At 67.5% G+C, this 12,055-nt stretch carries 7 protein-coding genes and 1 tRNA gene; 7 read left to right on the forward strand and 1 reads right to left on the reverse strand.

The annotated features are described in order from the left end of the window. Positions 1-26: 26 nt before the first annotated feature. Complete coding sequence (locus tag AC1DZ6_RS08405; protein ID WP_477096743.1) at positions 27-3,089, reverse strand: TonB-dependent receptor; 3,063 nt, start codon at positions 3,087-3,089, stop codon at positions 27-29. A 674-nt stretch (positions 3,090-3,763) separates the two neighbouring features. On the opposite strand from AC1DZ6_RS08405, the gene AC1DZ6_RS08410 reads away from it, so the two are divergent. From AC1DZ6_RS08410 to AC1DZ6_RS08440, 7 genes are all read left to right on the forward strand, one after another. After that, on the forward strand, positions 3,764-4,786 hold the full coding sequence (locus AC1DZ6_RS08410; RefSeq protein WP_477096744.1) for a LacI family DNA-binding transcriptional regulator: 1,023 nt from the start codon (positions 3,764-3,766) through the stop codon (positions 4,784-4,786). Between the two features lie 61 nt (positions 4,787-4,847). Next, positions 4,848-7,100 carry a beta-glucosidase gene (locus tag AC1DZ6_RS08415; protein ID WP_477096745.1) on the forward strand — a complete coding sequence of 751 codons (2,253 nt, stop codon included), beginning with the start codon at positions 4,848-4,850 and terminating at the stop codon, positions 7,098-7,100. 219 nt (positions 7,101-7,319) lie between these two features. Beyond that, positions 7,320-7,394: transfer RNA gene (locus AC1DZ6_RS08420), tRNA-Asn, on the forward strand. A gap of 272 nt (positions 7,395-7,666) precedes the next feature. After that, positions 7,667-8,134: a CopG family ribbon-helix-helix protein gene (locus tag AC1DZ6_RS08425; RefSeq protein WP_477096746.1), complete on the forward strand. Its 468-nt coding sequence runs from the start codon at positions 7,667-7,669 to the stop codon at positions 8,132-8,134. Then, a complete protein-coding gene (locus AC1DZ6_RS08430; RefSeq protein WP_477096747.1) occupies positions 8,134-8,958 on the forward strand; it encodes an urea amidolyase associated protein UAAP1 in 825 nt (274 codons plus the stop codon). The genes AC1DZ6_RS08425 and AC1DZ6_RS08430 overlap by 1 nt, the downstream gene beginning before the upstream one ends. A 7-nt stretch (positions 8,959-8,965) precedes the next feature. Continuing rightward, positions 8,966-9,595 (forward strand): urea amidolyase associated protein UAAP2, encoded by a 630-nt coding sequence (locus AC1DZ6_RS08435; RefSeq protein WP_477096748.1) that lies wholly within the window; start codon positions 8,966-8,968, stop codon positions 9,593-9,595. Between the two features lie 6 nt (positions 9,596-9,601). Continuing rightward, positions 9,602-12,055: 5-oxoprolinase/urea amidolyase family protein (locus AC1DZ6_RS08440; RefSeq protein WP_477096749.1), on the forward strand; the 2,454-nt coding region annotated here is incomplete at its 3' end.

The following is a 12,055-nucleotide window of genomic DNA, read 5'->3' on the forward strand; positions in this document are numbered from 1 at the left end:
CCCGCAGGGAAGGACTAGGGTCTAGATCACCACTTGGCGCGAATGCCGATGGTGTAGCGCGGCTCGAACTGGTTCTGGCTGAAGTACTGAGTCTTACCGTCCGCGAACCTCACGTAGTAATTCTCGATCTCGCCGGTCACGTTCGAGCCGTTGACGTAGACGACCACGTTTTCGCGAACGTCGTAGCTGAGGTTCACGTCGACGAAGCCCGTGGCGTCCTGGAAGATTGCCAGGTTGTCGCCGGAGCTGCCGGAGACGCTGCTCAGGCGATCGGTCCGATAGTTGTAGGCCACGCGGGCCTGCCACTTGTCGTCCTGATACCAGCCCACGAGGTTGTACTGGTACTTGGAGTTGTCGGTGAACGGCAGCTTCTTGCCGTCCAGGCCGACACGCGACTCCGAGCTGGGCGAGTAGGTGGCGTTGGCGTCGACACCGAAGTTCGAGAAGAAGCCGCCGTCGGGCAGCAGGTCGCTGAACGCCAGCTTGGTGCCGACTTCCAGACCCTTGACCGAACCGCCGTCGCCCTGGATGGGCTGGTTGACGTTCACTTCACGCGGCGTGCCGTCCTGATCCTTGAACGTGCCACGGGTCGTGCCGCCGGTCACGAAGCTGTCGATCTTCAGCTTGAACACCGACAGGTTCACCATCGACGCGCCGCCGAAGTAGTACTCGACCGCGCCGTCGAAGTTCGTGGAACGCCACGGATCCAGGTACGGGTTGCCCGACGAGCTGGCGCCCGTCACGCAGCGACCCGGCTTGGTGCCGCAGTCGGCGGTGGAGATGCTGAGACCGCCGCCGTAGTTCTGCAGATCCAGAGGCTGCATCGTCTTGGAATAGGCGAAACGGAACTTCAGGTGGTCGGTGGCGTCGTAGACGGCGTTCAACGACGGGAGCCAGTCGGTGTACTTGCGGCTGGTGACCGTATCGCCGACGTCCAGGTTTGTGTCGCCGTAGTTCTGGGTGTCGCCGGTCAGGTTCTGCTTCACCAGCAGGTGCGTCTGGATGACGTGCAGGCCGACGTTACCCGACAGCTTGCCGATCTCGAAGTTGGCCGCGCCATAGGCGCTCTGCTCCTTCAAGGTCACGTCATAGGTCACGCCGGGGATCTGATAGCGGACCGCCGCGCCGAACACCTTCTTCTGGAAGGCGGCGACGTCGTCGAAGTCATGCGGATCGACGACCCAGAAGCCCGGGATGCCCTGGGTGATGGAGCCCAGGTCGTCCATCCAGATGACGTTGTTGTAGGTGTCGATCTTGGTCGGACGGTTGACGGTGTAGCCCTGGAAGACCGGGGCGCCGCCGGCCGGGTTGGGCACGAATTCGCCCGCCTGGCATTGGTTCTGGTCCATGACGACGTCGATGGCCTTCCACTGGGCGAAACAGCCCGCGGCCGGCACCGGCGTGCCGTTGGCCTGAACCGCGCCCGGCGTGCCGCCGTAGAACGGCGAGAACAGGTGGAAGGCCTCGACATTGACCGTGCGGTCGCTCTGGCGAACACCGGCGTCGATCTTGGTGATAAAGCCCAGGAACTTGTCGTCGAACTTGTAGTGCCCCTCGGCCCGGAACACGTTCATGTCCGAGTCGACCTCGTTGTTGCCTTCCGAGGAGAACGCGCCGATGGCGTAGCTGTCCTTGTTGGCCATGTAGTCCTTGAGCGTCTTGCCCGCGCCCAGACCACCGACCAGCGGACGGTCGAAGCCGCTCCAGATCGCCTTGTTGCCACCGATGTTGTAGTGCAACTGCGGATTGGCGCCGTAGCCGGCCGGGTTCGGGTTCAGGTAGCAGCCGCCGGCGCTGCCGACGACGGCGTTGCTACGCTGCGCCGCTGGATACTGGGCGCAGATCCCCGCCGGATAGAACGGACCGCGCGTGCGGTCGGCCGCATTGCGGAACAGGTTGAACCGGCCGTCCGCATACTGCCAGTTGCTCAGGTCGCCTTGGGCCTGGCCGTTCATGCTGAGACGGTTGCCGCTGGCGCGGATGGCCCGCACCTCGCTCGTGAAGTTGCCGCCGTTGTCGTACTTCAGTTCGAGGTTGTAGTTCTTGGTCTCCGACTTGGTGGTGCGGTTCACCGAGAAGCTGTTCACCCACCAGGCGTTGATGTCGTACTCGTCGACCGCCACCCAGGGACGGCCGTTGCCGGTGCTGTTCTGACCGGTGGGCTCGAACACGGTCGGGGTGGTCCAGACGCCGAAGGCGCCGCCGTCCCAGCGGTTGGAGATGTTGATGCCGGCGGCGCGGTTGTATTCGTCGAGCTTGGCGTAGAAGCCCTCGGCGATCAGGGTGAAGCCTTCGCCCAGATCCGCCTCGAAGGCGACGTTGACGCCCAGGCGCTTGCGCTCGACCTCACGGTGGAAGCTTTCGAAGCCGTGCGGCGAGATGAAGTTGTTGGCGGCCGAACCGCCCCAGTCGTTGTTGCCCGACAGACCGACGACGCCCGACGAGTTGTTGCCGAGGTTAGCCTTGCTGGCCGTGGCGGCCACCATCAGGCCGACGCGCTCGTTGCGCCAGTTGACCAGGCCGTTGATCAGGTAGTCGTTTTCCTTGGTGCGCTCGCCGCGCTGGCCTTCCAGGCCGCCGGCGATCGACAGACCCTGCTCCAGCTGGAACGGACGGCGGGTGCGCAGGTCGATGGTGCCGGTGATGCCCGACAGGGCGTTGGTCGGGTCGGTCGACTTGTAGACCAGCACCTGGTTCATCAGCTGGGCGGGCACGTCCAGCAGGTTCGGCTGGGCCGAGCCCATGTTGCCGGCGCTCAGATATTGTTCGCCGTTCAGCAGGGTGACGACCTGGGCCAGGCCGCGGATGTTGACCGTCGCACCCTCGCCGGCGTCACGCTTGATCTGCACGCCCGGGATGCGCTGCAGCGAGTCGGCGATGGTGGTGTCGGGCAGCTTGCCGATGTCTTCCGACGAAATCGCGTCGACGATCGAGGCTTCGCGCCGCTTGACGTCGACCGAGCGCATCTGCGAGCCGCGGATGCCGGTGACGACGATTTCCTCGACCTGCGAGGCGTCCGACGCGGTCTGGGCGTAGGCGCCCGTGGCCAGAGCCATGGACGAGGCGCCCGCCAGCAGCGCCAGGGTCATCCCCCGGGCCAAAGCGGACTGGTTTCGTGGATTGGACAAGGTCTTCGCTCCCCAAACGTTTTTATGGCCGTTCTCGACTCCGCCGGGTTCGACGGAGCTGCGTCTCAATTCGCCTGTCTTCGAGGACGCCGGCCTGCCCGGCGCACCCAAGTTTCAGGTGAAAGTCTCTGGCGACCCCTGCGTCCCTCGACGCACACGCTGGCTCACGCCCTCCCCAGCCGTGACCCAAGATCGACAAATGTCCTGTTCGTGTCAATCAAAATGTCAACGTTGTCATTTTGTCGCCGAGCCTGTCGCGAAACACCCCCAAAAGGGGGCGAATGACGACGGCCAAGAGAAGCGAAATAGGTCTATATAATTGATTTTCCTATGTATCTTCGTTCGAGAAACGAAGTGGCGAACTGGAAATGCATGGCTCGAACTCGCACAACATCGGTTATGCCGCAGGGACCGACGCCCTCTTTTCCAAGGACGGATTCCGTTGCGTCAGCTAGATTTTCGAATCTTCAATGTCTCGAATTGTCCGAAATTGACCGCTACCATGTCCCCTTACGGACATTTAATGTCCACATACATGACATCGTTGTCGGGCTGAGCTATGGCTTGCGGAACGGGGCGGCGGCGATCTGCGTGATCGGGTGCGGCGCGATCATTTGTTCTGGGTGCGACGGGTAATGGCGACGATCCACGATGTGGCGCTGCGAGCAGGCGTGTCGCCCAAGACCGTCTCGCGGGTGATGAACGACCACGAGAGCGTCACCACTAAGACGCGCGACCGGGTTCGCGAGGCCATGCAGGCGCTCGACTACCATCCCAACGCCGTGGCGCGCGTGCTGCGCTCGCACGCCGCTCCCGCGGTCGGGATCCTGATGGGCGACCCCAGCGGCGGCTACCAGACCCGCGTCCACCACGCCCTGATGGTCGCCTGCCTTCAGAACGGCCGCCACCTGACGGCTGAACTGGTCGAGGGCGACATGGCCGGCTGGCAGGACCGCATCCGCGCCTTCGTGACCGAGGGCGGCATCCGCGAAATGGTGCTGCTGCCGCCGGAGTGCGACTTCGCGCCGCTCAAGACGCTGCTGCGCGAGCACGGCGTGCGCTGCGTGCTGATCTCGCCGACCAGCCCCGACTCCCTGTCGCCCAGCATCGTCATGGACGACCGCGCCGCCGCCCGCGAGGTGGTCGAGCACCTGTTCAGCCTGGGCCACGAACGGATCGGTCACATCGCCGGCCATCCAGACCACGCCGCCAGCACCCTGCGCCGCAACGGCTTCAACGAAGCCTACGCCGCCGCGGGCAAGGCCCGCCCCGATCCGGCGCTGATCGTTCCGGGCGACTTCACCTTCAAGGGCGGCCTCGTCGGCGCCCAGGCGCTGCTCGACATGGCCGATCCGCCGACCGCCATCTTCGCGGCCAATGACGACATGGCCGCCGCCACCTGCATGGAAGCCCAGCGGCGCGGCCTGAAGCTGCCCGACGACCTGTCGGTGGTCGGCTTCGACGACGCGCCGATCGCCGCCGCCATCTGGCCGTCCCTGACCACCATCCGCCAACCCTTCGACCAGATGACCCAGCGGGCCATCACCGCCCTCAACGCCTGGAACGCCAACGAGGCGCTCGGCAAGGCGGCGGCCACGATCCTGACCCAGCACAGCCTGGTGATCCGCGAATCCACCGGCCCGGTCCGGGCCGGCTAGACCGAAGTTCCAATCGCGTCGGCGAGCCCTCGCCCGCGCCAACAAGACCGTGGGAGGTACTATGAACCGACACACCTGGCGGGGCCTGACCCTGGCCCTGATGCTCGGCGCGTCCGTAAGCGCCATGGCCTCCTGCGCTCAGGCCCAGGCGCCTGTCGCCGCGCCCGCGGCTCGTCCGTGGCTCGATCCCAAGCTCGACGCCGACGCCCGCGCCGACGCGGCGGTCAAGGCCATGACCCAGGACGAGAAGCTGACGATCATCTTCGGCTTCTTCGGCGCCGACATGGGCACGAAGTACAAGCGCGTGGCCGACGCCCTGCCCGGCTCGGCCGGCTACGTGCCGGGCATCGAGCGCCTGGGCATCCCGGCCCAGTTCCAGACCGACGCCGGCGTCGGGGTGGCCACCCAGGGCGGCGAACCCAAGAAGCGCGAGCGCACCTCCCTGCCCTCCGGCATGGCCACCACCGCGACCTGGAACCCCGAACTGGCCCAGGCCGGTGGGGCGATGATCGGCTCGGAAGCCCGAGATTCCGGCTTCAACGTCATGCTGGCCGGCGGCGTGAACCTGGTTCGCGAGCCGCGCAACGGCCGCAACTTCGAATATGGCGGCGAGGATCCGTGGCTGGCCGGCAAGATGGTCGGGGCCCAGATCAAGGGCATCCAGTCCAACGCCATCGTCTCGACCATCAAGCACTACGCCCTGAACGGCCAGGAGACCGGCCGTTTCGTGCTGGACGCCAAGATCGGCGAAGCCGACGCCCGCACGTCCGACCTGCTGGCCTTCCAGTTCGCCATCGAGGACTCAGATCCGCACTCGGTGATGTGCGCCTACAACCGGATCAACGGCGACTACGCCTGCGAGAACGCCTTCCTGCTCAACACCGTGCTCAAGCAGGACTGGGCCTACAAGAACTACGTGATGTCCGACTGGGGCGCGGTGCACTCCAGCGCCAAGGCGATCAACGCCGGGCTCGACCAGGAGTCGGCCGGCGACGCCTTCGACAAGCAGTCCTTCTTCAAGGGCCCGTTGAAGGACGCCCTGGCCAAGGGCGAGGTCAGCCAGGCCCGTCTGGACGACATGGCGCGCCGCATCCTGCGCGGCCTGTTCGCCAGCGGCGTGGTCGAAAAGCCGGTGAAGATCGCCACGATCGACTACGCCGCCCACGCCAAGGTCACCCGCGCCGACGCCGAGGAAGGCGTCGTGCTGCTTAAGAATGACAAGGGCCTGCTGCCTCTGGTCGCCGGCGCCAAGAAGATCGCCGTGATCGGCGGCCATGCCGACGTGGGCGTGCTGTCGGGCGGCGGCTCTTCGCAGGTCTATCCGATCGGCGGCCGCGCGGTGACCGGCGAGGGCCCCGCCTCCTGGCCGGGTCCGATGATCTACTTCCCCTCCTCGCCGCTGAAGGCGCTGAAGGCTCGCCTGCCCGGCGCCGACATCCAGTTCGCCGATGGCAAGGACAAGGCCGCCGCCGCCAAGCTGGCGGCCGCCAGCGACGTGGTGCTGGTGTTCGCCACCCAGTGGAACGGCGAGTCGTTCGACAGCCCCCTGACGCTGGAGAACGACCAGGACGCCCTGATCGACGCGGTGGCCTCGGCCAACGGCAAGACGGTGGTTGTGCTGGAGACCGGCGGCCCGGTGCTGATGCCCTGGCTCTCCAAGGTCGGCGGCGTGGTCGAGGCCTGGTATCCCGGTTCGGAAGGCGGCGAGGCCATCGCCCGCGTGCTGACCGGCGAGGTCGACGCCTCGGGCCGCCTGCCCGTCACCTTCCCCGCCGCCCTGGACCAACTGCCTCGCCCGGTGCTGGACGGCGATCCCAAGAAGCCGGACGACCTGTTCGCGGTCGACTACACGATCGAAGGCGCGGCGGTCGGCTACAAGTGGTTCGACAAGAAGGGCCACCAGCCGATGTTCGCCTTCGGCCACGGCCTGTCCTACACGACCTTCGCCTATGACAACCTCAAGGCCGAAGCCAAGGGCGGCGCCCTGACCGTCAGCTTCGACGTCAAGAACACCGGCAAGCGGACGGGCAAGGCCGTGCCCCAGGTCTATGTTTCGCCCAAGGCCGGCGGCTGGGAAGCGCCCCAGCGCCTGGCCGGCTTCAAGAAGGTCGAGCTGGCGCCCGGCGCGACCACCAAGGTAACCCTGACGGTCGATCCGCGCCTGCTGGCCACCTGGAACCAGAAGGCCCACGGCTGGTCGGTCGCGGCCGGCGACTACACGCTCACCTTGGGCGCCTCGTCGCGCGACGCCGCCGCCAAGGCCCAGGTCGCGGTGGCCGCCCAGACGCTGCCCGCGGGCTTGATCAAGCCCTGAAGAAGCCCGAAGAACCCCTTGGAGGAGCCATTTGGCCGCAGGTGAAATTAAGGTCTGATTAACCATAAAGACCCAATTTCGACTGGTCTTTCTTGAAGACACCCCACCATCACTGACTTTCCACAGCCCGGTCGTCGACCGGGCTGTTTTTTTGTCCGAATGCGCTTGCACCGAGTCAAACGGGCGGCTATCACCCGGCCTCTTCCTGAGGCGACCTGTTCCGCGGTAGCTCAGTGGTAGAGCAGCCGGCTGTTAACCGGCTGGTCGTAGGTTCGAATCCTACCCGCGGAGCCACCTCCGGCATCGAGACGAAATCCGGCCTAACGGCCGGATTTTTCGTATCGGGAACAGCGCTTCTATCCCAGCCGGCTTTGGCGCGCGGCCACACGCATCCTGATCATTTCCAGCCAGCTCCTCGACATGCGCCTTGGCGCGTCTCGGTCGAGATGCGCCAGCTTCGCACCTGCGTAACGATCAGTCGGTGGTCGCCTAGAACCGAGGCGCCCGACGCCTGGCGATTTCATCAACGGTATTACTCGTTGCATGTTTCGTAATATTCAGAACCCATGACTCTCATGGACACTTCCTCCACCCTCGCGCGCCTCAGCATCAGCCTTCCGGCCGAACTGATGGCGCAACTGGACGCCATGGTCGCCGAGCGCGGCCTGCCCAGCCGCTCGCAGATGATCGCCGAGCTGATCCGCCACGAGCTGGCGGAGCACAGCGCCGAGCGCCCCGACGCCGTCCTGGCCGGCACGATCACCCTGATCTACCGGGCCGAAAGCGGCCGGGTGCGTCACGCCCTGGCCCAGACCCAGCTCGGCTTCGTCAAGGAGGTGATCTCGGCCCAGAACGTTTTCCTGGAAGACGACCAGGCGATGGAGGTCCTGCTGGTCCAGGGGCCGTTCGAGCGCCTGCGGCAGCTGTGCGACGACCTGCGCAAGGTGCGCGGCGTCCAGCAGATCAAGCTGGTGACGACCACCGCCCTGCTGCCGCCGCTGCATTTCCATGGCGAAGAGGGAGAGGTCGTTTGATGAGCGGCACCGCCGATCCTTACGCCGCCCAGGCCCACGCCCGCGCCCAGGCCGGGACCCGCGCCGAAGCCATGCCCACCGTGCCGGCGACCGACGCCGTCGATCTGCCGCAAGGCGTCGCCGCCGCCGAGCTGGTCTGGGACGAGACCATCGCGCCCGGCGGCTACGCCAGCCGCCAGATCGCCCGCGGAACCCGCCTGCGTCTGACCGACCTGGCCGGCGACGCCAGCCCGTCCCTGCTGCTGTTCAACGCAGAGCGCCCGGTCGAACGCCTGAACATCGCCGACACCCTGAAGGTCCAGTGGAACGGCTATCTGGGCCAGGGCCGCCTGCTGCTGTCCGACATGGGGCGCGTGCTGGCCAGCCTGGTCGAGGACACCGCCGGAACCCACGACGCCTTCTGCGGCGCGTCCAACCAAGCCAGCAACGCCCGCAGGTACGGCGACGGCTTCAACCACGGCGCCCATCCCAACGCCCGCGACCGCTTCTCGCTGGGCGTGGCCAAATTCGGTCTGGGCCGCAAGGACATCCATCCCTGCCTTAACCTCTTCAAGGAAGTGCGCGTCGCTCAGGGCGGCGAGACCGTGATCGACATCGGTCCCTATCCGCCCGGCCGGTTCGTCACCCTGCGGGCCGAGATGGACCTGATCGTCGTGCTGGCCAACTGCCCGCACGTGCTGGACCCACGCCCCAGCTACGCTGTCACGCCGCTGCGCGCCACCGCCTGGCGCGGTCCCGTGACCTCCGAGGCCGACCCGATACGCAACGCGACGCCGGAGGGGCTGCGCGCCTTCCTGAACGTCGAAGACTACTACCGTCGCTGAGGACCCGATGACCGTTTCCGCTCCTCCCCTCGCCGGCGCCGTCGTCCACGACGAGGTGGTCGCCGCTCGCGCGCCGTGGCTGCACACGGTCAAGGCCGGCCAGACCCTGCGGATCGTCGACCTGGAGGGCAACCAGGCCGTCGACTTCCTGGCCTACAACGCCGCCGACGACGCCGAGCGCTACAGCGCTCAAGACACCATCGCCGCCCAGGGCAACGTCTTCCTGCGCCAGGGCTCGGTGCTGCTGTCCAACGAGGGCGCGCCGATGATGACCGTCACCGCCACGGCCGTGGCCTACCACGACACCATCGGCGGCGCCTGCTCGTGCGAGAGCAACACCCTGCGCTATGGCCATCACACCAAGGCCCAGCACGCCTGCGTCGAGAACTTCCTGACCGCCAACGCCCGCCACGGACGCGGCAAGCGCGACATGGTCAGCAACGTCAACTGGTTCATGAATGTGCCGGTCGAGGCGGACGGCGCCTTGGGGATCGTCGACGGCATCTCGGCCCCCGGCCTCTATGTCGACCTGCGGGCCGAGATGGATGTCGTCGTGGTGGTGTCCAACTGCCCGCAGATCAACAATCCCTGCAACGGCTTCAATCCGACGCCCGTGCGCATGATCGTTTCGGAATAGCTCGCGATGTTCGACAAGGTCCTGATCGCCAACCGCGGCGCCATCGCCTGCCGGATCATCCGCACCCTGAAGGCCATGGGCGTCAAATCGGTGGCGGTGTTCAGCGACGCCGACGCCGGCTCGCTGCATGTCAGCCTGGCCGACGAGGCGGTGCGGATCGGCCCGGCCCCGGCGGCCGAGAGCTATTTGCGCGGCGACCTGATCCTGGCGGCGGCCAAGGCGACCGGCGCCCAGGCCATTCACCCAGGCTACGGTTTCCTCAGCGAGAACGCCGGCTTCGCCGAGGCCTGCGAAGCGGCGGGCGTCGCCTTCATCGGCCCGACCGCCGACAACATCCGCGCCTTCGGGCTGAAGCACACGGCCCGCGACTTGGCCCAGGCCCACGGCGTGCCCCTGGCGCCCGGCACCGATCTGCTGGTCGATCCCGCCGCGGCGCTGGAAGCGGCTGAGCGCATCGGCTTTCCGGTCATCCTGAAGGCCACGGCCGGCGGCGGCGGCATCGGCATGCGGGTCTGCGAGACGGCCGAGGCGGTGGCCGAGGCCTTCGCCGCCGTGCAGCGCCTGGCGACCGGCAATTTCAGCGACGGCGGGGTGTTCCTCGAGCGCTATGTCCGCAAGGCCCGCCACGTCGAGGTGCAGGTGTTCGGCGACGGGGCCGGCAAGGTCGTGGCCCTGGGCGAGCGCGACTGCTCGCTGCAGCGGCGCAACCAGAAGGTCGTCGAGGAGACCCCCGCCCCCGGCCTGCCCGCCGCCACCCGCGCGGCCCTGCTGGACGCCGCCGTCCGCCTGGCCTCGGCGGCGAACTACCGCTCGGCCGGCACGGTGGAGTTCCTCTACGACGCCGAGCGCGACGACTTCTTCTTCCTGGAGGTCAATACCCGGCTGCAGGTCGAGCACGGCGTCACCGAGCAGGTGACGGGCGTCGATCTGGTCGAGTGGATGGTGCGCGGCGCGGCCGGCGACTTCGCCTTCCTCGACGTGGCGCCGCCCGAGCCCAAAGGCGCGTCGATCCAGGTGCGACTCTATGCCGAGGACCCAGCCCAGGACTATCGGCCCAGCTCTGGCGTGCTGACGCAGGTGTCGTTCCCCGATGGCGTCCGCGCCGACGGCTGGGTGGTGGACGGGACCGAGGTCAGCGCCTTCTACGACCCGTTGCTGGCCAAGCTGATCGTCATGGCGGCCGACCGACCAGCGGCGGTGGCGGCTCTGCAGTCGGCGCTCGATGACACGCGGCTGGCGGGACTGGAAACCAATCTCGACTGGCTGCGCACAGTCGTCCGCTCGGAGGCCTTCGTCAGCGGCGAGGTCTCGACCCGGGCGCTGGAGAGCGTGACCTGGACGCCGGACACCATCCAGGTGCTCAGCGGCGGCCCAGCAACGACGGTGCAGGACTGGCCCGGACGCCAGGGCTACTGGGACGTCGGCGTGCCGCCGTCAGGCCCGATGGACGCCCTGGCCTTCCGGCTGGGCAACCGCCTGCTGGGCAATGGCGAGGAGGCCGCCGGACTGGAGGTCACCGCCCTCGGCCCGACCCTGAAGTTCAACCGCGCCGCCGTCGTCTGCCTGACCGGCGCGGCGTTCGACGCCAAGCTGGATGGCGCGCCTGTCGACGCCTACGCCCCGATCGCCGTCGCCGCCGGCCAGACCCTGAAGATCGGTCGCGTGGTCGGCGCGGGCCTGCGCGGCTATCTGCTGTTCCAGGGCGGGCTGGACGTGCCGGTCTATCTGGGCAGCCGCTCGACCTTCACCCTGGGCGGCTTCGGCGGCCATGCCGGTCGCAATCTGACGGCCGGCGATGTCCTGCGCCTGGCCGACGCCGCGCCGACGACGGCCGCCGCGCCGCTTGCCCAGGCCGTGCGTCCCGCCGCCACCAAGGCCTGGACCATCCGCGTCCTGCCCGGCCCGCACGGCGCGCCGGACTTCTTCACCCTGGCCGACGTCGCGATGATCGGCGGCACGGACTGGAAAGTGCACTACAACTCCAACCGCACCGGTGTGCGGCTTATTGGTCCCAAGCCGGAGTGGGCGCGACGCGACGGCGGCGAGGCCGGGCTGCACCCGTCCAACATTCACGACAACGCCTACGCCATCGGCGCGGTCGACTTCACCGGCGACATGCCGATCATCCTGGGACCGGATGGGCCGTCGCTGGGCGGGTTCGTGTGCCCGTTCGTGATCATCCAGGCCGATCTATGGAAGGCGGGTCAGCTGGCGCCGGGCGACACTGTACGCTTCGAAGTCGTGGGCGATGCTGCTGCTGCGGCGGCGCTGGCTGATCAGGAAGCGTTGCTCAGCGCGGACCCCCTCAGTCGCTCCGCGACAGCTCCCCCAGAGGGGGAGCATCCGGGCGCCATAAATCCTCCCCCGTTGGGGGACGTGGCGGCGAAGCCGACGGAGGGGGACAGCCCCGTGCTGGCCGAACTCCCCGCCGACGGCCACCGCCCCCACGTCACCTATCGC

The organism is Caulobacter sp. P1_B12_2, from assembly GCF_056406675.1.

Excerpts from the sequence above, each read along its gene's own strand:
- AC1DZ6_RS08415 (WP_477096745.1), top strand. The coding sequence starts at position 4,848 with ATGAACCGACACACCTGGCGGGGCCTGACCCTGGCCCTGATGCTCGGC.
- AC1DZ6_RS08425 (WP_477096746.1), top strand. The coding sequence starts at position 7,667 with ATGACTCTCATGGACACTTCCTCCACCCTCGCGCGCCTCAGCATCAGC.
- AC1DZ6_RS08410 (WP_477096744.1), top strand. The coding sequence starts at position 3,764 with ATGGCGACGATCCACGATGTGGCGCTGCGAGCAGGCGTGTCGCCCAAG.
- AC1DZ6_RS08430 (WP_477096747.1), top strand. The coding sequence starts at position 8,134 with ATGAGCGGCACCGCCGATCCTTACGCCGCCCAGGCCCACGCCCGCGCC.
- AC1DZ6_RS08435 (WP_477096748.1), top strand. The coding sequence starts at position 8,966 with ATGACCGTTTCCGCTCCTCCCCTCGCCGGCGCCGTCGTCCACGACGAG.
- AC1DZ6_RS08405 (WP_477096743.1), bottom strand. The coding sequence starts at position 3,089 with ATGACCCTGGCGCTGCTGGCGGGCGCCTCGTCCATGGCTCTGGCCACG.